The sequence below is a fragment of the Chryseobacterium sp. CP-77 genome, from assembly GCF_036362765.1.
Classification (GTDB): Bacteria; Bacteroidota; Bacteroidia; order Flavobacteriales; family Weeksellaceae; genus Chryseobacterium; species Chryseobacterium cupriresistens.
Genome location: NZ_CP143637.1, coordinates 4,044,693 through 4,070,310, shown reverse-complemented (window position 1 = coordinate 4,070,310; position 25,618 = coordinate 4,044,693). Strand labels below are relative to the sequence as shown.

Sequence of the window (25,618 nt, the reverse complement as noted above, 5' to 3'; positions counted from 1 at the left end):
TTATTCTTCTAAAATATAGTAGGCATTATTGGCATTCTGCTTCAATAAATCCCTATGCTTACTTAAAGCCGTAATCAGCGGAAATCTTTTGTATGCTAAACCATGTTCTTTAGCAAACTCCTCAATCTCCTCTGTAATTTCATTATAATACATATAACTGTAATTGGGAAACAGATGGTGAGCAACGTGAAAATTGAAATTTCCCAACACATTTCTTACAAACCAGTTATTTTCTTTGAGATCATTGGTTACTTCCAGCTGGTGACGAAGCCAGCTAAACGGCAAACCATTCTCTTTATTTAATTTTGGAAAGGCATTATCAGGAAGCGGATGCAAAGGCAGTAACACAAACAATGCAAAAATACTTGCTGATATCACCTGTAAAAACCACGCTCCTAAAGCCAACCCTATTGATACTTTAAAGAACATTACAGGAACCACAATCTGATAAAAGAAATAGAACAGCTTATAGCTTATCATTTTTACTTTTTCAATGGTGGGAATTTTTCCCTGGGTTTTTAAAATCACTCTTTCTTTATCAAAGAAGTCTCTGAAGTCTCTTATAAACATCCAGTTGAACAAATACAACGGATAGACTAAAAAGAAAAACTTATCCTGATACTTCTGTATACCTTTCGCTTTGATCCACGGTACGATTAAAAGCAGTCCGCTCTGTTCGATATCCGTGTCCCATCCATCTACATTAGGATAGGCGTGATGGCTTGCGATATGTCTTTTTTTCCAGATATAGGAGTTGGCACCTATAAAATCAAAAATGTGAAGGACTAGCCCATTGAGTCTTTTACTCTTATAAATGTTATTATGGGCTGCTTCGTGGATTAAGTTTAAATAAATTAAAACCAGAGAGATTCCCATTAAAACAAAACTCAGAATATAAATCCAGTGTTTTTCAGCATTCAAAAAAGCCAGAACATATAATCCCAGATAGATCATCGGCAGAATAACTGCTTTAATCTGAATATAGATGTCCCTGTTTTCAGAAATCCCTTCCACCCTTTGGTTTACTTTCTTCCTCAACTCATTAAAAAGCTTAACATCTTCTGAATCTTTTAAGTAAATCGGCTTTTCCATTACATTAAATTTTGTGGTTTATTTAAAGATAATATTTATAACCGAGCCTTCATTCTTGATTTTAATTAAAAAAATCTATCAAATCAGACAAATTCTTTCAATTTTCTAGGCGGATAATCTTTCACCAGATCTGCAATCGCCCTGATATGCTCAGGGGTAGTTCCGCAGCATCCTCCAATAATATTGATTAATCCTTTTTCTACATATTCTTTAATCTGTCTTGCCATGTCCTCAGGAGTTTCGTCATATTTTCCGAAAGCATTTGGTAAACCGGCATTCGGGTATGCTGAAACATAGAATTCTGAATTATGAGCCAGTGTTTCAAGATAAGGAGTCAGCTGATCTGCTCCCAATGCACAGTTGAAACCTACGCTTAGTAAATTCAGGTGGGAAACTGAGATCAGAAAAGCTTCTGCGGTCTGTCCGCTCAATGTTCTTCCTGAAGCATCTGTAATAGTTCCTGAAACCATGATCGGGATCTTAATTCCTCTTTCATCCTGCAGTTCATCAATCGCAAATAAAGCTGCTTTCGCATTCAAGGTATCAAAGATGGTTTCTACCAGAAGAATATCTGAACCTCCATCCAGCAAAGCTTCACATTGCTGTTTGTAAGCTACTCTCAATTCTTCAAAGGTGATGGCTCTGTATCCCGGATCATTCACATCAGGGCTTAAACTTGCTGTTCTGTTTGTAGGTCCGATAGATCCTGCTACAAATCTCGGTTTGTCCGGATTTTTTGCGGTGTACTCGTCACAGGCTTTTCTTGCAATCTTTGCAGATTCATAATTCAGATCATATACAAGATCTTCCATATGATAATCTGCCATCGCAATCGTAGTTCCTGAGAACGTATTGGTTTCAATGATGTCTGCTCCGGCTTCCAGATATTTCTTGTGAACTTCTTCAATCGCCTGCGGCTGTGTCAGAGAAAGGAGGTCATTATTTCCTTTTACCGGATGTTCCCAGTCTTTGAAACGCTCTCCACGGTAATCTTCTTCTTCGAATTTGTATCTCTGAAGCATGGTACCCATCGCTCCGTCAAGAATTAAAATTCTTTCGGATAAAGCTTTATATAATTGTTCTGAATTTTTCATTTTAATCTTTTTTGGCTAAAACCAGTTGCTATTTGGATTAATCCAAGGCTTGTTTTAAATCTGCAATGATATCATCCACATTTTCCAATCCTACTGAACAACGTACCAGCCCCGCAGTAATTCCTACTTCATTTCTTTCTTCGTCTGACAATTTGGAGTGCGTTGTAGAAGCCGGATGGGTAACGATCGTTCTTGTATCACCTAAGTTGGCGGACAATGAACACATTTGTATCTTATCTAAAAAGTTTCTTCCTCCTTCTATTCCTCCTTTTATTTCAAAGGCTACGATATTTCCCCCGAGCTTCATCTGCTTTTTGGCTACTTCATAGCTTGGATGGGATTTCAGGAATGGATATTTTACCAATTCTACATTAGGATGGCTTTCTAAAAACTCCGCTACCTTCAAGGCATTCTCACAGTGCTTTTCTACACGAATTGCCAATGTTTCCAGACTTTTTGATAATACCCACGCGTTGAAAGGAGATAATGCAGGTCCTGTATTTCTTGCGAAAAGATAAATTTCTCTGATCAGATCTTCTTTTCCTACTGCTATTCCTCCTAAAACTCTTCCCTGCCCGTCAATTAGTTTCGTTGCTGAATGTACAACAATATCTGCACCATATTTGATAGGCTGCTGAAGATAAGGTGTTGCAAAACAGTTATCTACAATGAAAATAAGGTTATGCTTTTTTGCAATTTGTCCGAAAAACTCCAGATCCAGAATTTCAATAGCGGGATTGGTAGGAGTTTCAAGGTATAAGATCTTTGTATTAGGTTTGATGTATTGCTCCACATTTGCTGCATCTTCTGCCTTGAAATAAGAAGTTTCAATATTCCATTTCGGGAAATATTTGGTAAACAAAGTGTGTGTCGACCCGAAAACCGACTGGCAGCTTACGATATGATCACCAGCATTCAATAACGCCGCAAATGTAGAATAGATGGCTGCCATTCCTGTTGCAAAGGCATATCCTGCTTCTGCACCTTCCATTTTAGCAATCTTATCTGTAAACTCGGTTACGTTTGGATTAGAGAAACGGCTGTATAAATTCTTAGACTTTTCTTCTGCAAAGCTTGCTCTCATATCCTCTGCATCCTGAAATATAAAGCTGGAGGTAAGATATAATGGTGTAGAGTGCTCATCAAACTGAGATCTTTCCGTCTGGGTTCTTATTGCTGATGTTTCAAAATTTTCCATATAGTTTTAATTAATTTACCAATATAGCAGTCTAACAATGTACCAATTAAAATCTTCGCTTTGCTCAGAATAACGACACCAATTATTGGTAAACTGGTACATTATTAGATTGTTACATTAAATATTATTTTGTTTCACTTACTCTTAGAATATCCCCGAATACTCCTCTTGCTGTTACCTTTGCTCCGGCTCCGGCCCCCATAATCACGATTGGATTTTCGCCATAGCTTTCTGTGTAGATTTCAAAGATGGAGTCTGAACCTTTCAGTTGTCCCAATGCTGAAGTTGCAGGAACAGAAACCAGTTTTACATCCAGTTCACCTTTATCTTTCTGTAAATCTCCGTGTAGATCTCCCACATATCTTAATACATGTCCGGGCTCCTGATTTTCTTTTATTTTCTGATATTCTTCATCAAGTTCTTCCAGTCTTGAAAGGAATTCTGATTTTGAAACTTCAAGCAAACTTTCAGGAACAAGATTTTGGATATTGATATCTCCGAACTCGTTGATTAAGTCTAATTCTCTCGCCAGGATCAATAATTTTCTTGCTACGTCATTTCCTGATAAATCTTCTCTCGGATCCGGTTCTGTGTATCCTTTTTCCAAAGCTTCGTTGATGATGGTTGAAAATTTATCGTCTCTCAAAGAAAAATTATTGAACACATAACTCAATGTTCCTGAGAATACGCCTTTGATTCTTGTGATATTTTCTCCTGAAAGGTGCAGTAATTTGATGGTATCAATTAAAGGTAATCCAGCCCCAACATTGGTTTCATACAGGTAACGTCTGTTATTTTTATTCAACGTATATCTTAGTTTTCTGTATTCTTCTATCGGAAGGGTATTGAAAATCTTGTTGGAAGAAACCAGATCGAAACCGTTTTCTGCCAGGGCATGATAGTTTTTAACAAAATCTTTGCTTGCTGTGTTATCCACAACGATCAGATTTTCCAGTTGATTCTCGTTGGAGAAATTAATCAGTTCTTCAACATTTGACGGTCTTTCTGCTGTTAAAACCTCATCTCCCCAATTGGCATCAAACCCTTTTTTGTTGAAGGCAATTTTCTTTGAGTTGGCTACTGCAACTACTTTAAGGTCTATTTTTTTACGTTTTTTAATTTCTTCTGCAGATTCAAGTACCTGTTCTATCAAGGTTTTCCCTACGTTTCCGTGACCAATAATGGCCAGATGAACGGTCTTCGGCTTTTTGAAAATTTCAGATTCTATGATATTTCTTGTTTTTTCATCCTGCGAAGAGGTCACTACGATATTGACTCTGTTTTCTCCTGCCACCTGATTTAAAAGTAACGGGAAAACATTATTTCTTGCCAGCTCAGCAAAAACTTTATTGAAATCTTCTGCTACAAAACCAATCACAGAAACATTATTGATACTATAAATCTGAGAAACTTTTCCTGATTTTCTTTCTGCCTCAAATTCATCAATAAGACAGGCAACTGCTTTTTCTGCATCATTTTCATGAACCAGAATAGAAATTCCGTTTTCTATGGCCTGCTGAGAGATTACTCCTACACTGATACGCGCCAAAGTAAGCGCTTTAAAAATTCGTCCGTCAATCCCGATTTCTCCCAGGAAATCTTCTCCTTCAAATTTGACGATTGATCTGTTCTTCAAAAATTTTATTTCGTTAGCATTTTTCATTACTTCTATAAAATGTTTTTAATGATATTATTTAATTGTTGATATTCCATTAGGAAGGCATCATGCCCGTGTATAGATTGGATCTCGTGATAAGAAACATCTTTATTTTTCTCTTTTAAGTTTTCAAAACACATTCGGATTTCAGAAGCCGGGAAAAATAAATCTGTATCTACGGAGATCATGTGCATTCGTGCCTGAATGTTCTCCAGTGCTGTATCAGCAGCATTTATATTCATTAAGAGATGATTCATCAATTTGTACGCTTTCAAACTAAATCTTTCGTTTAGTGCATTACCATGATAAACCAGCCAGTCTTCTGATTCCAGGCGTTGTTTGTCCTGGTTATATTGGTTTTGAAATCTGTCATTGAGCGACTGCGGTGTTCTGTAGCACAACATGGCATGAATTCTTGCTTTCTGTAATGGTTCTTCCTTATCATTTAATAAAAATTTCTGAACCAGACACTGTGCATGAAGCCAGTCGTGCGTTCTGTAATCGCAGGCAATAGGAATAAAAATCTCAGCAAGATCAGGCTGCTGGGCAAGCATTTCCCAGGCAATCCCTCCTCCCAGAGAGCCTCCTATAATGGCATATAAATTTTTGATCTGTAAAACTTCAAGCCCTTTCAGAAATATCGCAGCGATATCTGAAGGAGTAAAGTCTTCATAATCTTCAATTAAAAAATCGTCGTATCCGTTTCCGGGTATATTAAAACATAGAACAGTATATCGATCAGTATCAACAATCTGATTTTTCCCTACCAGCTGTTTCCACCAGCCTTTTTCTCCGGATACATTTGAGTTTCCGGTGAGAGCATGGTTGATTAAGATAACAGGGGCTGTAAACAGATCTTTCCCAAAGAGCTGATAGCTCAACGGGATATGGTATTCCTTTTGGGAATGAGTTTGATAAGAAAGATTAATATAGTTTAGTTCTGTTTTCAATTCTATTAAATTTTAATACAATTGAAAATGCCACAGGAAATGGCTGAAAAAGAACTTCAGTGAGTTATCTGTCCAAAATTATTTGGTAGAACGTAGCACCTTCTTTGCTTGCGCAAAGGGTTGCTAAGGTTTCATAGGGTCTAATCCCTCAACCTTTCTTGATAACATTTTCAATATTTGAATGAACGAATGGTGCAAAGGTAGTTCTTTTCTTTTAATTTCAAAAAAAAATTATTTTAATATTTAAAAAAGCCCTTAAATACAAGTATTCCAAGACCATATTAATAATTGTTCAGATGAAAAAAATTGGAATTACTTCTCAAAAAAACTAACTTCGTATTGAAAAATGATGCCATATGACCGCCGAAAAAGATAGATTACAAGATACCAAATGGAAAAACTGGGGACCTTATGTAAGCAACCGGCAGTGGGGAAATGTACGTGAAGATTATAGCCCGAACGGGAATGCCTGGAATTTCACCAATCATAATAATGCCGAAAGCTATGCCTACCGCTGGGGTGAAGAAGGCATTGCCGGAATTTCCGATGTAAAGCAACTTTTATGTTTTGCTTTTTCATTCTGGAACAAGAAAGATAAAATGGTAAAAGAACGGTTCTTTGGCCTGAGCAATCCTCAGGGAAACCATGGGGAAGACATCAAAGAAATCTTTTATTACCTGGATAATACGCCTACCCATAGCTATATGAAAATGGTGTATAAATACCCGATCAATGAGTTTCCTTATGATGACATTCTTGCTGAAAATGGAAAACGCAGCAAAAAGGAACCTGAGTATGAGCTTTTCGACACCGGGATTTTTGATAATGATGAATATTTTGATATTTTCATAGAATATTGTAAAGCCGATCACAATGATATTCTGGCCAGGGTGACAGTCTGTAACCGAAGCCAGCATGAGGCACCTATCGTGGTGGCACCTACAGCATGGTTCAGAAATAACTGGAAATGGGGATACAACACCTATAAGGCAGAACTTAATGTTTCTCATGACGGAAGTATCAATATTGCCCACGACAGTATTTCGATAAAGAAGCTGTATTCCAGAAATTCAAATGCACAAAGTGTATTTTGTGATAATGAAACCAATACTTCTAAGCTTTACGGAGCTCCTGCAGTTGAAAACACTTATTTCAAAGACGGAATTAATAATTATATTATCCATCAAACGGATACGGTAAATCCCGAAAAAAGAGGAACAAAGGCTTCTTTTCTGATTGATGAGCTTATCGGAGCCGGAGAATCAAAGGTTTTTGAATTCAGATTGTGCCCGGATGAAGCCGATGAGCCTTTTGAAAACTTTGATGAAATTTTCAATACCCGGCAGGCTGAAGCTGAAGAATTTTATCAGGAGATTCAGAGTGATACCGTTAACGAAGATGAGAGAAATGTACAGAGACAGGCTTTTGCCGGGCTTCTCTGGAACAAACAGTTTTATCATTATAATATCGGAAAATGGCTGAAAGGTGATCCCAATTTTGAAGCGCCAAGAAATTTCAATGAATATGTAAGAAATACGGAGTGGAATCATCTGCACAACAAGGATATTATTTCCATGCCTGATAAATGGGAATATCCATGGTATGCAACATGGGACCTGGCGTTTCACTGTGTTCCTTTTTCCATCATCGATGCAGAGTTTGCCAAGGGGCAGCTGTTACTGCTTACGAAAGAATGGTATATGCACCCTAATGGACAGCTTCCTGCCTATGAGTGGAATATGAGTGATGTGAATCCGCCGGTGCACGCATGGTCTTGTTTCCGTGTTTTTAAAATTGATGAAAAAAATAACGGAAAGCCGGATTTATTATTCTTAGAAAAAGTATTCCAGAAACTCCTGCTCAATTTCACGTGGTGGGTGAACCGAAAGGATAAAAACGGAAAAAATATTTTCGGAGGAGGTTTCCTGGGTCTCGATAATATCGGAGCTTTTGACCGTAACATGGTTTTAAAGGATGGCCAGCACCTCGAACAGGCAGACGGAACCAGCTGGATGGCCATGTATGCATTGAATATGATGCGTATTGCGATGGAACTTGCCCAATATTACCAGGTGTATGAAGATATGGCCATCAAGTTTTTTGAACATTATCTTTACATCGCTGAGGCTATGGAAAATCTTGGTGAAGGCACAAAAGGGCTTTGGAATGAAGAAGATGGATTTTTCTATGATGTATTGCAGCTTGGAAACGGAGACAGTGTTTCTTTGAGGTTAAGAAGTATTGTTGGTTTGATCCCCATGTTTGCTGTTGAAATTGTAGACCACCGCTTACTGGAAAAGATGCCGAATTTCAGAACCCGAATGGAGTGGATTTTAAAAAATAAACCGGAGCTTACCAAACTCGTTTCCCATTGGGACGAGGAAGGACAAGGACGCAAACACCTGATGAGCATACTTCGTAAAAACAGGCTGACAAAAGTTCTGACCAGAATGCTTGATGAAAACGAGTTCCTGAGTTCTTACGGAATCCGCGCCATGTCTAAGGTATATGAAGAAAATCCCTTTGTCTTTTCTGTGCACGGAACGGAAAATATGGTCTACTATACACCTGCCGAAAGTGACAGCCGGATGTTTGGCGGAAACAGCAACTGGCGAGGCCCCATCTGGTTTCCTATCAATTTCCTGATTGTGGAAAGCCTGCAGCGCTTCCATTATTATTATGGAAACAGTCTGAAAGTAGAACTTCCGACAGGCAGCGGCGATAAAAGAAACCTTGATGAAGTAGCCCAGAATATCAGCAAAAGACTCTGCTCAATATTTTTAAAGGATGAACATGGCCAAAGGGCTTTCAACGGAGGGAATCCAAAGTTCAATTATGATGAACATTTCAGAGATTATATTACCTTCTTTGAGTATTTCCATGGTGATAACGGCCGTGGTGTGGGTGCTTCTCACCAGACAGGATGGACAGCCACTGTAGCAAAACTGATAAAACCAAGGCTCACCTTTTAATTAGCAATGAGTAATTGGTAGTGAGTAATATAAAAGCCGGATGAAACATCCGGCTTTTCCTTTTTTATATAAGAGATTAAATTTTTTCTCCGTTCACAAAGACTTCGTATCCGATTTCCACATTCGGTTCTAATGTTTTTGATACGGAACAGTATTTTTCAAAAGAAAGCTCTGCGGCCTTTAATGCTTTTTTAGGATCAATTTCTCCTTCCAGAAGGAATTTAACATTAATTGATTTAAAAGGTTTCGCATCTTCTACCTGTACTCTCTCTCCTTCTACCTCTGCCTGAAAGCTTCTGATCTCCTGACGCTGCTTCTTTAAAATAGAAACTACATCAATTCCGCTGCAGCCTGCTACAGCCATCAGTACACTTTCCATTGGAGAAACTCCTTTTGCTCCCGGCTGGGAAGTATTATCTAAAAGAATAGAATTTCCCTGAGCATTGGTACATTCAAATAAAAAATCGTCGTTTATTCTGTTGAGTGTAATTTTCATTGTAAGAATTTATAATTCAGAATTCTTTTTATATTCTTATTCAAATATAAAAAACTTTGTGGATTAAACCTGAGGCTAAGACATGATATCAACCATAGCCTGAAAAACATTATCGGGATTTTCTGCAATTCGGTTACACATGTACAGATACCATTCATCACCATACACAATATACTGCCTGCACGGGTAACCTTCTTTATGGATTTCATTCAACAGGTCTTCCTGTATTCCCAGTAACATTTCAAATTCATATTTAGATTTTGGAATATCATATTGTTCAATAAGTTCTTTAACTCTATTTTGAATGATATTATGATGGGTAGCTATTGAACATTTTCTGTTATTAGTGAAAAGAGTTTCAATATATTTAATATATAAATCGTCTAAGTGTTTTCCTCTTTCTACAGCATGTCCCGGAGGAACAGCAAAAGCTCCTTTTACAATTCTTATTTTTCCTTGTGTTTCAGCCAATATCCGTTCAAGGTCTTTTGGAGTACGATTTAAATAAGCCTGAAGGGTAATTCCCACATTTGAAAAATCGTTTGATATTTTACAATAGGTATTAATAATATCATCAGTTCTTTCAACTCCTTCTGCACTAATCACTATTTCAATATCTTTTTTATAAGCTGATTCCGCTAACAATACTAAATTACTATAAGTGATATCTTTATCAATTGCAAGTCCGATATGTGATAAATCCAAAGAAACAATAGAATTAATATTCTCTTCTTTCACATTATTAATCAAACGAAGGAAATGTTGAGTTACCGATTCTGACTCTTTCACTGAACGGGTACTTTCTCCCATAAACTCTAATGAAGTGGGAATTCCTTTAGCATTAATTCTTTTAGCAGTAGCAATAGCTTCCTCCATTTTTTCGCCTCCTATATATCTTTTAGCTGCTTTAAGCAGGAGTTTAAAGAGCTCAGGATTGTTAAGAATATATTCCTTTGCCCCTTCATTTAATGCTGCTATTTTCAACAGAGCACCTGCTTTTTCTTTTAGTTCCATTTATTTTTTGTGATTTGTATTTACATATTTTATAAAATTCCTCTCGCTTTTATCTCCAGATATTTATTGATAATATCGATATTCAAATTTTCCGGAAGGGTATAAACGGTATAGATTCCATATTTGCGGAGTTCCTGGATGATCAGTTTCTTTTCAAACTCAAATTTTTCAGCAATGATCTCGTCATAAATTTCCTGCATACTTTCAGGATTTTTGTTGATCAGCGTCTGCAGTTCTGAATTTTTAAAGAATACCACGACCAGCAAATGGTTTTTTGCAATTCCGCGAAGATATTTCAGCTGTCGGTTTAGTCCGTCTAACGTTTCAAAATTGGTAAAAAGCAGAATTAAACTTCTTTGGTTGATGGAATATTTTACATCCTGATACAATCTGTTGAAATCACTTTCGAAGAAATCTGTTTTAATATTATAAAGTGCCTCGGAAATTTTCTTCAACTGTCCGGATTTATTATCTGCAGCAATTTTATTTTCAGCTTTCTTGGAAAAGGTCATCATTCCGGCTCTGTCTCCTTTTCTCAAAATAATATGAGACAGCGCCATGGTTGCATTGATAGAATAATCAAGTAAACTCAATCCGTTGAAAGGCATTTTCATGGTTCGTCCTTTATCAATCAGCATAAAAATACGCTGTGATTTTTCATCCTGAAACTGATTGACCATTAAACGATTTGTTTTCGAAGTTGCTTTCCAGTTGATCGTTCTGATATCATCTCCGGGTACATATTCTTTGATCTGCTCAAATTCCATGGTATGTCCCAGCTTTCTGACTTTCTTGATTCCGCCTAATAAAAATTCACTCTGAATGGCCATCAGCTCATATTTTCTGAGATGAATAAAGGATGGATAGGAAGGAAGCATTGCATCTTTCTGGAAAATAAATCTTTTTGAAATCAGTCCTATTGGTGATGATGCATATACATTCAAACCTCCGAAATGATATTCTCCCCTTTCTTTAGGTTCTAATGAATATTGAAAAAATGTATTTCCTCCGGAAGCGATCTGCTTTTCGATCAGAAAATCTCTTTTCTGGAATTGGAACGGGATTTCATCAATAATTTTAGTGGCTATGGTAAAGTTGTAATTATTTTTGATATCAATTTTCACAAAATTCTCATCTCCATTAGACAATTTTTCCGGCAGAATCCTTTGAACCTGCAATGCATTCTTCTGATTAAAAATCAACAGAAAATCTACCATTGCTGCCAAAAAACAAATCAGGAGTGTGATATGGGCTACCCACATCAGCACCGGAAAGAAAAATGCAAGGACATACAGAATCCCCACTCCGATGAGTGCAAAAAAGAAACGTGTATTGATGTATAAGTTTTTCATTGGTTAGGTGGCAGGTTGCAGATGATAGGTTTTAGGAATTATAATCCAAACCCTTCTTCTACTAACCTATCTCGGTATTTCTATTCCTTCTAAAATCTGACGGATAATTTCATCTGCGGTAAGACCTTCCATTTCTCTTTCCGGAGATACGATGACTCTGTGTCTTAATACGGCGTAGCTTGCTTCTTTAATATCTTCAGGAGTCACAAAATCTCTGCCTCTTAAAGCGGCAAATGACTTTGATGCCGTAAGAAGTGCCAATGAAGCTCGTGGTGAAGCTCCCAGATATAAGAATTGGTTTTCTCTGGTATTGATAATAATTTTAGCAATATATTCCATCAGCTGGCTTTCCACAATGATTTCTTTTACCAGATGCTGGTAGTTTTTCAATTGTTCAGCTGTGATAACGCGGTTGATTCCTTCTGTTTTATCTTCTTTTTTGCTTTCGTGCTGATTTTTAATGATCGCAATTTCCTGCTCAAGATCAGGATATCCTACATTGATTTTGAATAAAAAACGGTCCAGCTGCGCTTCCGGAAGCCTGTACGTTCCTTCATGTTCAATAGGGTTTTGTGTAGCGATCACCAGGAAAGGTTCCTCAAGGGTATACCGTGTGCCGTCCATCGTGATCTGTCTCTCTTCCATGACTTCAAATAATGCGGACTGCGTTTTTGCCGGCGATCTGTTGATCTCATCAATCAGGATGAAATTGGAGAATATAGGTCCTTTTTTAAATTCAAATTCTGAGTTTTTCACATTGAATACGGATGTTCCCAAAATATCGGAAGGCATAAGGTCCGGTGTAAACTGAATTCTGCTGAAACCTACATCAATGGTTTTGGCTAATAGTTTTGCAGTGATTGTTTTTGCCACTCCCGGAACACCTTCAATCAAAACATGTCCGTTTGAAAGCAAAGCTGCCAAAAGATGTTCAATCATTTTCTCCTGCCCTACGATCACTTTTCCGATCTCAGATTTTACTTTTTCCAAACTTGCACGAAGTTCAATCATATCAATTCTCGACTGAAACTGCTCCTCCTGCTTATTAAGATTAATAGAGTTTGGGTTTTCTATGTTGGGGTTATCCAGGTTTTCCATAATAAAATTTTTATTTATCATTCTAACAGTGTATCCCTTTGGTGATAGCATTGAGCAAATCTACATTGTTAGGTTATTTCTATTGTTATATTATTTAAGTATTTCATCAAGGAGCTTATTGATCCTTGTAAGGTCTTCTTTCATTACGCTGGCGTAAGGATCCTGGGCTTTTTTGATAAGTGCCATAGCTTCATTGATCATTTCCATAGTTTTCCCGGTTTTCAACTGTAATTTTTTCGCGAATTCTTCATCTAAACTCTGGGTGTCTATCAATAGATCCATTCTTATCTTGTTCAGGAAATATTGAGCTTTCTTGGCCATCATATCGTGGAAATCGCCTTCCTGAAGATACAGATTTCCAATGCTTTTCACAAAATCCAGGGAAGTATTTCTCAATGGTTCTGTTACTGGGACTATTCTCTGCTTCCTTTTTGCATTAAAAAAGATAAAAAGAACCATCCCTCCTAAAAATACCCACCATGCATATTTTAGAGCCGGATTTGACAATATAAACCTCATAAAAAAACGCGATTCATAGCTTTTGTTTGAGACAAACCAAAGGGTTTCCCTATCAGGAAGATATGAAAATACGTCCTGAGCATATTTCACATTTCCGGGCTTCAGAAGATAATAATTCGTCAGGAAAAGAGGTTCGGTATGAGCATAGATATATCCTTTACCAAACTTCACCTTAATAAAATTAGCCTGATCTGTATTCTTTTTCTCTACAGTTTTTCCCAGTACTTGCACTCCCGGTTTTATGAATGAGAATCCTCTGCCCGACGGAAATTTATCCAGCTTAATAAAATCATTCTGAAATTTTTTGTCGGTAAGTTTCAAAACATTTTCTTCTTCAAAAGAGATTTCAGAATCATAGTATCCGATACTGTCTGAAATTTCTTTAGGCATACGGGTTACCATCAGAAATGCATCTGAGCCTTCAGATATCTGAGTCAGAATTTTATGCCATGACTCTCTGTCAAGATTATTTTCAATGACGACAATATTGTGAGCCTGTTTTGTATGCTGGCTGTAATATTCGTAAGGAACCTGCTCAATCTTCTTCAGCTTATTTTTAAAAAGATTGTTGGCTTCTTTATTGAAAACAAACAACCCGAACGGAGATTTTTCGTTGATATCAAAATTCTTCCGCCAGTCTGTCGTTTCTTTTTTGTTAACTTCAAGCAATGCCAGAATAATCATCACAATGACGAAAATTACAGCATATGTTTTGAAAGTTTTATTCATGGTTATTATTGTTATGGTTTAAAGGCCTGATATTGATTTTTAAATTTCCGGTAGTTTTCTTCATCAATACTGAATTCTCCGTACCAGACATAATCAAAAATATAAGACAGATCAGAAAAGTCATTTTTCAGGTGGGCCGCTTTTAACTCTGCAGTATAATCTTTATTGGTTTTTTCCGGATTCCAGTTGATCAGTTTTTTATCACTCAGCTTTTTAAGAATAAACAGGAACTGATAACGGACTGCTGAACGGTAATCCCCTGCAAGTTCAAATTTCGCGATACTTTCAGGAAAATTAATTTCATGGATATTCTCATGAAGTTCCTGCACATTAAGATCCAGTTTTTTATTCTTTTTACCAAAAATAAAATTCCCGTCTTTTCCCATGATGTATCTGATGATGAAATAAAGCAGAAATCCAACAAGAATAATAGCAAACAGTCTGATAAGAACAGTAGTAAGTTCTGCCGACTTCGTGAGTGCCGTATCTCCAAAGATTCCCTGTATAATCTGATTGATCTTACGCATCAGCTTTTGAAAGAAAGATTCTCTCGGCTTTGAAACGGAATAATCAAACTCATTTCCTTTGTATCTTGACGGAATATTCTCTTTAAATGTTTTCGGGTACACTTCATTCTCCGATACCGGGTATTTCATCAGTACAGAATCTGCACGCAGCATATTTCTGTAATGCCCGGTTGTGTACAATGAATCTACCAGATCATCAGAAGCAGGAGGGTTATCCTGAGCATGAACCAGCCCGGGAGAAAAGAAAAGCAGTATGAAAAAAAGAGTTTTATTCATTGATTCCAATCGTGTCTATTTCTGCCAATTCAACTTTCTGGTGAAGATCTGTTCTGCTGTCATAATACATTAATCCCGCATTCACATACATAAGGTTGGAAAGAAAAAATGAAAGTAACATAGAAACTCCATAGAATACAAAAAAAATGATTCCGACAGTTCCGGTAAAAGGATTCTGTTCAAAATTTCCGTCCGGTGTAGAGGTAAGCAGTGATCCGTAAAAAAACATCATCGGAATAAACGTAAAGATAGACGTTATAATATACATGATAATAAACATCACAAATGCAGCTCCCCAATATTTCCAGAATGGTGATTTTTCACTTCCATTGGGATAAGAAAACTGAGAACGCAAAGCATAGCTCAAGCTTCCCCAGAACCCTCGGTCCGAATTAAAATAATCATACATCAGAAATGTAGTAAAATTAAATATCGTAGGATAAAGAAGCAGGATGAGGAAAAATCCGATAATGATAAGAACCAGGATATAAGAAAAACCTACTACAAATAAAATGGCCGGAGTAACGATAAAGATCATTCCCAGACATAGTTTTCCGATTCTTCCGGCATTGTTTTTAAAGTCGCCGAGAATTTCATCAGTCTTTATTTTTTCTGCTCCCTGTGCAATTCTTTTTAAATAAAAAACAGGATACAGATAATTGACAATCATCAGGACCATGAAAAGCAGGAAAGTCAGTAATCCTACTGTGATCAGCATTCCGGAATTTTCTGAAAAATACTGTTCAAAATAATAGGTTTCTCCTCCAAGGTTAGATCCGAATATCTGTGAAAACAGTTCCTTATAGCCGAAAATAACAACTGTAACCATTAAGATCAAAAGCAAGCCGTTGATCAGAATATAGTTTTTAAAATAATTCTTCCCGTATAATTTGAAAAAATTGAAACTATCACTGATAAAAGTTCCGAAGTCTCTTTTTTTATAAAATTGTATCATTAATGTGTTTATTAGTTTTTTTGTAAACAACAGACGGATATACAAAATAGTAGTATCCAATAATTGCCAGTGAGCCAAAAATGATGATAAGGTTCAAAATTAAAGGCATCTTCAATGCGTGTCTGGTGACATATCCTTCTATAATCCCTGCACAAATAGTGAAAGGAACCGTACTCAAAAATATTTTAAATGAATCTTTAAATCCTTTTTTAAATGAATTAAATCTTGAAAACGTTCTCGGAAATAAGATAGAAGCTCCCAGAATCAATCCGCACATGGCTTCCACAACCATGGCAAAAATTTCAAAGACTCCGTGAAGCCATATTCCTCTTGCACTGTCTTTCAATGCTCCATAATCATAGAAAAAATATTGAAAAGCACCCAGCATCACACTGTTGGAGAGCAGTGCAAACAATGTTCCCACTCCTCCGGCAATACCGTAAATATACAACTTTGCTCCAACCTGAATATTATTAAAAATGATCCCAATTGTACTTCCCCAGGTGCTTCCGCTCTGATAAACGCCTACCGCATTATTATTTTTAATATTTTCGATCGTTTCATTCACATACTCTTCGCCCAGTATAATATTCACAAAGTTCTTATCATAAATGGCAGAAAGCACTCCTATTGATGTAAATAAAATGAAAAAGAGGAAGGCATACATCAGATATCTCCGGTACTGGTACATCAGCAGCGGAACTTCGGTTTTGAAAAAATAAACCAGCCTGTTCTCCTCTACTCTTTTTGTTTTATAAATCTTCTGAAAAATCTGGGCAGATAAATGGTTCAGATAAACGGTAGTATTGCTTTTGGGATAATAAGTCTGGGCAAAAGAAAGATCATTGATCAGGTTTATATACAATGAAGACAGGTCATCAGGATTTTTTTTAATTTTCCCTTGAATAACCTGTTCGATTCCCAACCATTTTTCTTTATTTTGTTTAATGAAATAAACTTCTCTCATAATTATTAAGGCTAAAATAATAAAAAATATGTCTCAAATTGCGATAAATACCTCACAAAATGTAAATATTAATTTTACTGTTGCAGGTGTAGGAGAAAGGATGCTTGCCTTCATTATTGATCTTCTGATCAGGATTGCTTATGTAGTTGCTATCCTGTATCTGTTCTTCAATATTCTTGATTTGGGATATCTTCTGAATGGTCTTGACGGCTGGTCGATACGTGCGGTATATCTTGTCCTTACTTTTCCTGTTTACGTTTATCCTCTTGTATTGGAAAGTTTGATGGAAGGCCAGACTCCCGGTAAAAGACTCATGAAAATAAAAGTGGTGAAAATTGACGGTTACCAGGCCAGTTTCGCAGATTATATGATCCGGTGGGTTTTCAGAATTGTAGATGTTTCATTTGCCGGAGTAGTAGGACTTATTTCTATGATTGTTTCTAAAAACAATCAGCGTTTGGGTGATATCGCTTCCGGAACAGCTGTTATTTCTTTAAAGAACAATATTAATATCTCCCATACCATTCTGGAGAATATCCATGAAAATTACATTCCCTCTTTCCCTCAGGTGATTGCTTTGAGTGATAATGATATGAGAATTATCAAAGACAATTATACCAAAGCATTGAAAGCAGATGACCGCCAGATCATCAGTAAACTATCCAATAAAATTAAAAGTATTCTGAAACTGGAAATAGATCCCACTAAAATGACGGAAAGACAGTTCATCGGTGTAATTATCAAAGATTATAATTATTATACGGGGAAAGATAATTAGGTAGGTATTCAACAATGAATGTTTACCATATTAATATTTAAATAATTATATTTCTTCGTCTATATAATTGGTGAGTACGAACAATAATTTTTTACCTTCTAATAAAGAATAATTAAATTCTCCCTTAGAATATATTTTGTACATAAAATGCTGCAGGAATAATTTCCCTGCTTTTTTGCCTATATAAAGAAGTTTTTGCTCAAGAATTTCATACTTTTTTTGTTTCGCAGACAAAAGAAGGTACAGTAATCCTTCAGTACATATTTCGTTTCCAAAGTCTTTGGATATTTTGATTTTTGCCTCATACAAAAGAATAAAATGAATATGAAATTCAATTAATTGATCATTGACATTTTTAAAGCTTATATACTCAGTACTATATCCCAGCTTTAGTAAGATTTTACAGCAAAAGTTAAATTCATAAGAGGTAATATGAGTATCACGAATACAATTTTCAATGTAGCTTATGAGATAATTGAAGAGTAAATGTAGACATTCCGAATGAGCAAATTTCCTGTAATGATTTTCCCCAACGTTGCTATTCCTATATCTAATCAAAAAATAGTTAACTAACCCTAATACCTGATCAATATATGGTTCTTCATACCCAATGTAAGAAAGTGTTATTTTATAAATCTGATCATCCACATCTTCTAAAATTTCATCGCTGTTAATGTTCAAGTATTTTTTTTGATGCAAAAAAGCAATTAGCCAGCCGAATCCCGTAATCCCATTTTCAAAACTATAATCTTTACAAGAAAATATTTTTTCAGCAATAAAATCCAGCAAAGCCAGACCTTTTTTATGACAAGCTTCATTCTCACTTAAGAATAGTCGGAGAGCTTCTCCTGATAAGCCATTGAGCAAGCCAACATTCATTGTAAGAGGTAGATTTCTTTAGTAATTCTAAGAGGGGTTGTATTATAACTTTCTTTAACTTTTATAATCCAATCTGTATCATGTAAGGAAAACTTTCCCCTATTTAATTCTAAAATCATAATATCCAGTACTCTTTTAAAGGCTTCTGTAAAGAGCTCATCTACTATATACACTTTAGTAAATTGTATTTCTGTATAGCTGTCTTCTTTCAAAAGAATATCTATCTCATTTACTAAACTTTCAGGAATTACTATAAAACCGGAGATTTCAATGGTATTCTGATTTTCTTTGGTGACAAAATATTTATCAAAATATTTCTTTCCGATGTCTTCCATAAAAGAAAATGTGATATTCCTTAATTCTAGTCTTTGAGCATCACGTTCCTCTCTGCTTTTTTTTATAAGTTCGATAATTGGGAAACTACAGTTTGTATCAGGAATAAAATGCAAATTTTCATCATACCATGGGGCATAATGTACATAGTCTCTCTTATAAAAAAATTGTTTTTTATCATCATGGTCTCCAGCATAATGAAGAATTGGGTTAGTCTTCCAATATTCAATGGGATATGTAGGCCATGAAAAATTCATTTCTTCATGTATCCGGACTTCTTTATTAAAAAACCATAGATTCCAGAGTACAGACCACATATCAGCATACCATGCATTGATTTCTTTTGGCAGATAATCTGGAAGATTTATTTTTTTTTGCTTTTCTTTTGTATTATACTGAGTAAGTAAATTAAAAATATTTTCAGAATCTTCCTCTACTTTATCCCAGAATTCAGACGAAATATCATGTAAAAGATATTGGGCTCCACCCATATGATCATCATTTCTAAAGACTGTCTCTACCGTAATTCCTACCAACTCAGCCATTTTATACAGAAGATCAGTATCGGCTCTTGAGGTAATATATTGACAGTTCAGGTAAGAGCGTGTATCGGAAACATAATTCATAGCATTAGTATTAACAACTGGAATCCTGCTTAACAAAATATCAGAGTCATGATAAAAAATATAATGATTTTCCAGAAATGGAAATTGTTTCCAATGCTTTTTCAACAAATGAGGTCTTATGGAAGAAAGGTATTTCTTCCTTTTCCTTGTATCGGGGTAAAGAAAAAAAAGAGCAAAATCCATATTATTATGAATGAACACCTTAAAATCAGACTTCAATCCTACTATTGGATGGTAACCAATCACAATATGAATTTTTTCTTTTAAAATTCCTAATGAACGAAAGTTTCTCAGTTGTATTTCCAGCTGCCATATAAAGTATGTGTCATCTGGTTGCGCCGAAAGAAATATCATTTTTGTGTATTTAACGACCGTCTAACCCAATCGGATTATATTAAGTTCCAACTGTTACTGTTTCTTCAAAATAAATCTGATTGAATTATCTTATCTGTAACTGAAAGAAAATTATTGTAATAAGTCAAGCTCTATAATATTATTGTCCTTTAACATCATCCTCTTGCGCTCAGATTCTAAATTTTTAATTATTTGTGAAGGAGTAACAATATTTCCGGATCTGTCAGTATAACTCACCATTTTTCCTTCATTAAATAACTGTTTTAAATCTTTTACAGGATCTTGTCTGTATTCTCTAAATAACTTCCCATATTTCCTTTGATTAATCTCTATTTCTTTTTTTGATTGATCAATATTAGGATAAACTGTATTGTTAGATAATGACCTCATGCCCTTCAATAAAAAACAATGGCTTTTCGTCTCATCTTCAATTTTCAATATTAAACCAGGTAATCCATGAAATTTATACGGTCCATCTTGGATTGGGATTTCTGTGGTAAACCAAGCTATCCATTTTCTTCCCGCAAATTCCAGGCTGGCCTTTTGGACATTAAAACCGCTTATTTTATCCTTCTCTTTATGTATTTTCCAATTTTGCTGCCTTTCGTCTAAAACCTTATATTTTTCTATATAGAATTTCGTACAAAGAAAAGTTTTATAATCAGGTAATTTTTGCATACACGCTCATTAATTTTTCCTTCAGCAGGCATAGTCATTTTTCCCAGTTTTGCATCAGCAATCATAGTTGAATCATTCACATAAGCACTACTGCTATAATAGACAGACCCTTTTGACCCAATATCCAGATACATGGTTTCAGATTTTACTTCTGAGTGTTTTGTAGAATCGGAAACATATTGATAGTCATATATAAATCTCTTCTTTTGAGCATTAATATTTATTATGATAAGAAGAAAAAATAGAATATTTTTCATTATTTGTAATGTATAAAGGAAAGGAGGAAAATCAGGTCATTTACATTTTTCCTGTATCATATTTCCATGTTACTATTGACTTACTTCAACATATGCTCGTAAAGTATTTAACCATTGTCTGATTTTACATACAATTTTGTGTTACTAGTGATTTCATCTGCAACCATTTATTTTATCCAATTGATTTCAATTATATTATTATCATGAAGAATTTTTTCTTCCCGTAGCTTTTCAACCATTATAATATGCTCACGTCTTTTTTCATCAGATTCATAATAAATCATTCCATTCATTGCTTTTTGTCTAAATTCTCTCGCAGGATCTTTTCGGTACGTCCTGTAGAAAGCTATAAATTTGTCTTTGCTTAGTCTTTTTATATTTTTATTACTTTGGACATTGTCTTCATACAATGAATCTTGATTAATTTTTTTCACCCCTTTTAATTGAAAAATATGGTACCTTTGAGCATCCTCTATTTTTACGATTAGGCCAGGTAACCCCTGAAATTTATAAGGTCCATCATTAAATGGAAAATAGTTGGTAAACCAAGCATACCAAAATCTTCCTCCAAAAGCCACAGTGGCTTTTTGACAATCATATCCATTAATAAGTTGTTTATCTGTAAGGATTTTCCAATCCAATTTGACATTCTCATCAACAAGAAATTTTAAGATCGTCGAAAGATCATCAATAACCATAGTTGTTTTTGAGTCTGCATAATTTTTTTTGATTATATAGTATGTGCTGATAGTTTTATCCGGCATTGTAATCACTCCTTTTTTAGCATCAGCTTTCATTGTTGAATCTGAAATAAATCTTTTCCCATTATAGAAAATGGATTTTTTATTGGGTAACACATCTAAAAACATAACTTCTTTAATGATACTATCTTTCTGAAGAGTATCAGGAACTGATCTATATTCGTACATAAAACGAATATATTGTGCTTTTATAGATGAACATACATAAAACATAATCAGAATAAATAAAATTTGCTTTTTTTTCATCATTAAAAACTAAGTTATAAGATTACATAAAAAGCCACCATTATAGCTATTATAAATGGTGGCAATAATCTAACATTTCACAACATATGAGCCAGTACTACAAACAGGATTACTGTCGATATATACACATTCACTGCATCTATCACTATTATTTGAACAGCATTTATAATTACCGCCGCCGCCAGGGGATGTCGGAGTATTACCTCCAAAAACGTTTTTCAATTCTGTTCTGGATAATGGTTTTGCATCATGCAAATGCACCTTTTGTAATTTAATTTTTCTCATAATAATTTTTTTAAAATTGTTTTGTGTGTTTTTACCATTCCAAATATATCAAACAAGAATGAAATAAATCCATGATTTTTATGTGAATTTTATGTGATTTTACCACATAAATACTAATTATAATTATTAAATAATATTTTTTCCTGTAATAAAACCACCCCCTCATGAATTATTAAAAAAGATATAGGTATGACTGTTTTTATATTTATCTAATCCGTAAAATACTATATTTGTATCAACATAAAAACACAAAGATGATCAAAAACAAACTTATCAAAGCCCGAAAGGACAAAGAATACACACAGGAAAGTATGGCCAAAATACTGCATATGACGCAATCACAATACCATAGAAGAGAAAAGGGTGAAATTAAGATTTCAGATGAAGAATGGGAGCGTATGGCAAAAGTTCTGAATACTTGTGTAGAAAATATAAAAGAGGATGATCCAGCTAATATTCATCATGTGAATAATTACGACAATATTTCTGGTAATTATTCCGCTAGTAACAATTACTTTTATAACATTCCTGAATTTCTTTTTCAAAATCAGCAGGAATATATTAACCTTCTAAAAAAAGAAATTCAGGAACTTACAAAGCGTATAAAAATATTGGAAAAACAATAATAACAAATTTTTACTGCAATGAAATTTGAAAACAATAAATCCGGGAACGGCGGAGTTCTCACTTTAAATAACGAAATAAAAGAAGTCGGAAGGCTTACCTACACTATTTTCCCTGAAGATCATAAATTTATTATTTCTTTTGTATTGGTACATCCCGAATTTGAAGGCAGAGGAATGGGAAAATTTTTAGTGGAAGAAGCCATCAGATTTGCAAGAGAAAATAACTGGAAAGTATATCCGCATTGTTCTTATGCAAGGTCTGTGATGATGAGAATGAGTGATGTGGACGATATTTTTCTAAAGAATTAAAACCTCGTTTACCAGGATATCTTCAATATCATCCGGATAATCTACTCTGAGATGATGATCTGATGCTACCCATTCCATTATTTCCTGAAGATTTAACACCTTGGAATTGGGAATTCCCATTTTATCCAGAGCACATGCATTGCATTCCTGCTCATATTGATTGTGGATAGGAATCACAAATAGTTTCTTATCCATAAATAGTGCTTCTGCCGGGGTTTCAAAACCTGCATTGCATAAAATTCCGTCACAGCCTTCAAAATATTTCAGGTACTGGTTTTCATCAATGGGAAATACTTCTACATTTTTTATTTTCACCTGTACTTTGCTGTATTTTGAAAAAACTTTCCACTCCACAGGAATTTTTCTTAAAACCTTGATGATATTTTCATCTGCAAAACTAGGCAGGTAAACAAGATAATATCCATGTTTGTAAGGATTAAGGTTTCTGATCTTTCTCCTGATGACAGGCTTTTTGATCTGCGGATGATAATTTTCAAAATGAAACCCGATTTTCCTTTTACTGGGAACGTAATATTTTAGGATCATTTCTCCCAGAAAATCTTTTTCCTTTGGTTTGGGTGTTTCAGGAAAACTCATGGAAGCCTGATGGCTGAGTTCTATCAACGGTAGCTTTTTAAGTTTGGAAGCCCAGCCAGTCAGAGGTTCATAATCATTAATAATTAAATCATACTGTGACAGCTCTAGCTCTCTGATTGTTTTAGCTGCTTCAAAGAATTTATTTTCGGTAAATGTTTTTCGGTAAGATAGACCGCCTGTTTTATTATAAAGAAGGGAAATACCTCTGTATTGAAAGTTAATGTCAAAATCAGCCTTCAATTGCGATTGATGACCACTGATCAAGGTATCAACAGACGCATGCTTCTTGAGAAGAGGAATAATTTCCTGTGCCCTGGCAATATGCCCGTTTCCGGTACCCTGGAATGCATACAGAATCTTCATTTAGGAAAAATTAGTTACAATTTTTAAAAGAGCAGAATTATCCATCTCCGGGATTTCTTCTGCTTCATCATCTTTCAGTAAATGTTTATGTTCATCATAATAAAAAATCTTCCATTGTTTATCATGATATTCCAAAGCAGAAAGATTTTCTATCCAGTCACCGGAATTCAGGTAAGTACAGGATCCTTTTTTATTAACAACCTCGCGGATCTGTGGCTGGTGAATATGCCCGCATACCACATAATCATATTGATTATCAATGGCCAGCTCTGAAGCTGTCAATTCAAAATCCCCGATATATTTTACCGCCTTTTTCACATTGTTTTTGATCTTTTTGGAAAATGAGTATTTCTCTTTACCCATTTTTTCCAAGAACCAATTTACAACATTATTGATAATAATAAGGAGATCATAACCTTTTCCGCCGAGTTTGGCGATCCATTTGGAATGCTGGACGGATGCATCGAAAACATCACCGTGAAAAATCCAGGTTTTTTTCTGATCGATATTCAGACAGATCTTGTTACAGACTTTAAGTTTTCCCAGTTCAAAATCTGTGAACTTACGGAACATTTCATCATGATTGCCTGTAATGTAATAGACATCTGTGTTTTTGGTAGCCAGTGAAAGAATCTTTCTGATTACCTTCAAATGAGGTTTAGGGAAGTAAGACTTTTTAAACTGCCAGATATCGATAATATCACCGTTTAAAACTAAAGTTTTAGGCTGGATAGAATTGAGATATCTTAGCAATTCTTTAGCCTTACATCCATAAGTTCCCAAATGAACATCCGATATAACAACTAATTCAACGTTTCTTTTCATAGTTTTGTACAAAGAAACTAATTGAAAATTAACTGTATATGAATGCTATATTATTTTTTATAGAGAGTTCATCAGCTCTTCTGTGATTTCCATGTTGTGGTAAACGTTTTGCACATCATCATCTTCTTCGAAACGCTCAAGCATTTTCATATTCGCTTTGAACTGTTCTGCGTTTACTTCTTTTGTATTGTTAGGAATTCTCTGAAGTTCTGCACTTTTTGCTTCAATTCCAAGCGCATCCAATTTGTGAGATAAAGAACCGAAATCTTCAAAAGCAGTAGTAATCATTACTTCTTCTTCATCTTTTTCTACATCTTCTGCTCCTCCGTCGATCATTTCCATTTCGAAATCATCCCAATCCATTTTGATCTGAGCCAAATCTATGGTGAAAATACCTTTTCTGTCGAAGATAAATGCCAATTCACCATTTTTACCAAGGTTACCGTCAAACTTATTGAAGATAGCTCTTACATTGGCTACCGTTCTTGTAGTATTGTTTGTAGTACATTCTACAAAAAAAGCAACACCACCTTGCCCGTAACCTTCATAAGTGATTTCTTCATAGTTTTCTGCATCCGCACCGCTTGCCTTTTTAATTGCTCTTTCAACATTATCCTTAGGCATGTTAGCCCCTTTTGCGTTTTGGATACATCTTCTCAAGGCAGGATTAGATTCAGGATCTGTTCCTCCAGCTTTTACTGCCAGTGCGATATCTTTTCCTATTTTAGAGAATGTTTTGGCCATCTTGTCCCATCTGGCCATTTTAGAAGCTTTTCTATATTCAAATGCTCTTCCCATTTTAATT

At 35.2% G+C, this 25,618-nt stretch carries 25 protein-coding genes and 1 riboswitch; of the genes, 4 read left to right on the top strand and 21 right to left on the bottom strand.

Annotated features, from left to right (window positions below; translation table 11 throughout):
• From V0410_RS18215 to V0410_RS18195, 5 genes are all read right to left on the bottom strand, one after another.
• Nucleotides 1-1,092: a fatty acid desaturase family protein gene (locus V0410_RS18215; protein ID WP_330745152.1), complete on the bottom strand. Its 1,092-nt coding sequence runs from the start codon at nt 1,090-1,092 to the stop codon at nt 1-3.
• Between the two features lie 83 nt (nt 1,093-1,175).
• Nucleotides 1,176-2,186: a homocysteine S-methyltransferase family protein gene (locus tag V0410_RS18210; protein WP_202840782.1), complete on the bottom strand. Its 1,011-nt coding sequence runs from the start codon at nt 2,184-2,186 to the stop codon at nt 1,176-1,178.
• Nucleotides 2,187-2,223: 37 nt separating this feature from the next.
• Nucleotides 2,224-3,384: an O-succinylhomoserine sulfhydrylase gene (locus tag V0410_RS18205; RefSeq protein ID WP_330745151.1), complete on the bottom strand. Its 1,161-nt coding sequence runs from the start codon at nt 3,382-3,384 to the stop codon at nt 2,224-2,226.
• Between the two features lie 124 nt (nt 3,385-3,508).
• Nucleotides 3,509-5,047 carry an ACT domain-containing protein gene (locus tag V0410_RS18200; RefSeq protein WP_110008596.1) on the bottom strand — a complete coding sequence of 513 codons (1,539 nt, stop codon included), beginning with the start codon at nt 5,045-5,047 and terminating at the stop codon, nt 3,509-3,511.
• A 5-nt stretch (nt 5,048-5,052) separates the two neighbouring features.
• Nucleotides 5,053-5,991 carry an alpha/beta fold hydrolase gene (locus V0410_RS18195; RefSeq protein WP_330745150.1) on the bottom strand — a complete coding sequence of 313 codons (939 nt, stop codon included), beginning with the start codon at nt 5,989-5,991 and terminating at the stop codon, nt 5,053-5,055.
• 61 nt (nt 5,992-6,052) lie between these two features.
• Nucleotides 6,053-6,159: riboswitch (SAM riboswitch) on the bottom strand.
• Nucleotides 6,160-6,347: 188 nt separating this feature from the next.
• On the opposite strand from V0410_RS18195, the gene V0410_RS18190 reads away from it, so the two are divergent.
• A complete protein-coding gene (locus tag V0410_RS18190) occupies nt 6,348-8,963 on the top strand; it encodes an MGH1-like glycoside hydrolase domain-containing protein (protein ID WP_330745149.1) in 2,616 nt (871 codons plus the stop codon).
• 76 nt (nt 8,964-9,039) lie between these two features.
• Here V0410_RS18190 and V0410_RS18185 read toward each other — a convergent pair whose 3' ends face one another.
• From V0410_RS18185 to V0410_RS18150, 8 genes are all read right to left on the bottom strand, one after another.
• A complete protein-coding gene (locus V0410_RS18185; protein WP_330745148.1) occupies nt 9,040-9,459 on the bottom strand; it encodes an OsmC family protein in 420 nt (139 codons plus the stop codon).
• A gap of 75 nt (nt 9,460-9,534) precedes the next feature.
• Nucleotides 9,535-10,473 (bottom strand): proline dehydrogenase family protein, encoded by a 939-nt coding sequence (locus tag V0410_RS18180; protein ID WP_330745147.1) that lies wholly within the window; start codon nt 10,471-10,473, stop codon nt 9,535-9,537.
• A gap of 29 nt (nt 10,474-10,502) precedes the next feature.
• Nucleotides 10,503-11,825, bottom strand: coding sequence for a DUF58 domain-containing protein (locus V0410_RS18175; protein WP_330745146.1), 1,323 nt, complete (start codon nt 11,823-11,825; stop codon nt 10,503-10,505).
• 66 nt (nt 11,826-11,891) lie between these two features.
• A complete protein-coding gene (locus tag V0410_RS18170) occupies nt 11,892-12,923 on the bottom strand; it encodes an AAA family ATPase (protein ID WP_330745145.1) in 1,032 nt (343 codons plus the stop codon).
• A gap of 90 nt (nt 12,924-13,013) precedes the next feature.
• Nucleotides 13,014-14,171: a hypothetical protein gene (locus tag V0410_RS18165; RefSeq protein ID WP_330745144.1), complete on the bottom strand. Its 1,158-nt coding sequence runs from the start codon at nt 14,169-14,171 to the stop codon at nt 13,014-13,016.
• A gap of 11 nt (nt 14,172-14,182) precedes the next feature.
• On the bottom strand, nt 14,183-14,974 hold the full coding sequence (locus tag V0410_RS18160; RefSeq protein ID WP_227940847.1) for a DUF4129 domain-containing protein: 792 nt from the start codon (nt 14,972-14,974) through the stop codon (nt 14,183-14,185).
• Nucleotides 14,967-15,929: a DUF4013 domain-containing protein gene (locus V0410_RS18155; protein WP_330745143.1), complete on the bottom strand. Its 963-nt coding sequence runs from the start codon at nt 15,927-15,929 to the stop codon at nt 14,967-14,969. Before V0410_RS18155 ends, V0410_RS18160 begins: the two co-directional genes overlap by 8 nt.
• Nucleotides 15,913-16,896: a stage II sporulation protein M gene (locus tag V0410_RS18150; RefSeq protein WP_110008586.1), complete on the bottom strand. Its 984-nt coding sequence runs from the start codon at nt 16,894-16,896 to the stop codon at nt 15,913-15,915. The genes V0410_RS18155 and V0410_RS18150 overlap by 17 nt, the downstream gene beginning before the upstream one ends.
• Nucleotides 16,897-16,924: 28 nt before the next feature.
• Here V0410_RS18150 and V0410_RS18145 point away from each other — a divergent pair, with 28 nt between their 5' ends.
• Nucleotides 16,925-17,674 carry an RDD family protein gene (locus V0410_RS18145; RefSeq protein ID WP_330745142.1) on the top strand — a complete coding sequence of 250 codons (750 nt, stop codon included), beginning with the start codon at nt 16,925-16,927 and terminating at the stop codon, nt 17,672-17,674.
• Between the two features lie 45 nt (nt 17,675-17,719).
• Here the strand turns inward: V0410_RS18145 and V0410_RS18140 are convergent, their stop codons facing one another.
• From V0410_RS18140 to V0410_RS18120, 5 genes are all read right to left on the bottom strand, one after another.
• A complete protein-coding gene (locus V0410_RS18140; RefSeq protein ID WP_330745141.1) occupies nt 17,720-18,553 on the bottom strand; it encodes a hypothetical protein in 834 nt (277 codons plus the stop codon).
• A complete protein-coding gene (locus V0410_RS18135) occupies nt 18,550-19,866 on the bottom strand; it encodes a hypothetical protein (protein ID WP_330745140.1) in 1,317 nt (438 codons plus the stop codon). Before V0410_RS18135 ends, V0410_RS18140 begins: the two co-directional genes overlap by 4 nt.
• A gap of 111 nt (nt 19,867-19,977) precedes the next feature.
• A complete protein-coding gene (locus V0410_RS18130; protein ID WP_330745139.1) occupies nt 19,978-20,544 on the bottom strand; it encodes a GLPGLI family protein in 567 nt (188 codons plus the stop codon).
• Nucleotides 20,493-20,801, bottom strand: coding sequence for a hypothetical protein (locus V0410_RS18125; protein ID WP_330745138.1), 309 nt, complete (start codon nt 20,799-20,801; stop codon nt 20,493-20,495). Before V0410_RS18125 ends, V0410_RS18130 begins: the two co-directional genes overlap by 52 nt.
• A 167-nt stretch (nt 20,802-20,968) precedes the next feature.
• Nucleotides 20,969-21,811, bottom strand: coding sequence for a GLPGLI family protein (locus tag V0410_RS18120; RefSeq protein ID WP_330745137.1), 843 nt, complete (start codon nt 21,809-21,811; stop codon nt 20,969-20,971).
• Between the two features lie 536 nt (nt 21,812-22,347).
• Here V0410_RS18120 and V0410_RS18115 point away from each other — a divergent pair.
• Entirely contained in the window at nt 22,348-22,719 is a 372-nt protein-coding gene (locus V0410_RS18115; protein ID WP_330745136.1) for a helix-turn-helix transcriptional regulator, read from the top strand.
• An 18-nt stretch (nt 22,720-22,737) separates the two neighbouring features.
• Nucleotides 22,738-23,028 carry a GNAT family N-acetyltransferase gene (locus V0410_RS18110; protein ID WP_105683371.1) on the top strand — a complete coding sequence of 97 codons (291 nt, stop codon included), beginning with the start codon at nt 22,738-22,740 and terminating at the stop codon, nt 23,026-23,028.
• Here the strand turns inward: V0410_RS18110 and V0410_RS18105 are convergent.
• From V0410_RS18105 to V0410_RS18095, 3 genes are read right to left on the bottom strand one after another with little or no spacing between them, the layout of a single operon-like run.
• Nucleotides 23,017-23,988 carry a glycosyltransferase family protein gene (locus tag V0410_RS18105; RefSeq protein WP_330745135.1) on the bottom strand — a complete coding sequence of 324 codons (972 nt, stop codon included), beginning with the start codon at nt 23,986-23,988 and terminating at the stop codon, nt 23,017-23,019. The genes V0410_RS18110 and V0410_RS18105 overlap by 12 nt on opposite strands.
• Nucleotides 23,989-24,813 carry a UDP-2,3-diacylglucosamine diphosphatase gene (locus tag V0410_RS18100; protein ID WP_330745134.1) on the bottom strand — a complete coding sequence of 275 codons (825 nt, stop codon included), beginning with the start codon at nt 24,811-24,813 and terminating at the stop codon, nt 23,989-23,991. It abuts the gene before it with no gap.
• A 57-nt stretch (nt 24,814-24,870) separates the two neighbouring features.
• Nucleotides 24,871-25,611 carry a YebC/PmpR family DNA-binding transcriptional regulator gene (locus tag V0410_RS18095; protein ID WP_076596963.1) on the bottom strand — a complete coding sequence of 247 codons (741 nt, stop codon included), beginning with the start codon at nt 25,609-25,611 and terminating at the stop codon, nt 24,871-24,873.
• Nucleotides 25,612-25,618: the final 7 nt, after the last annotated feature.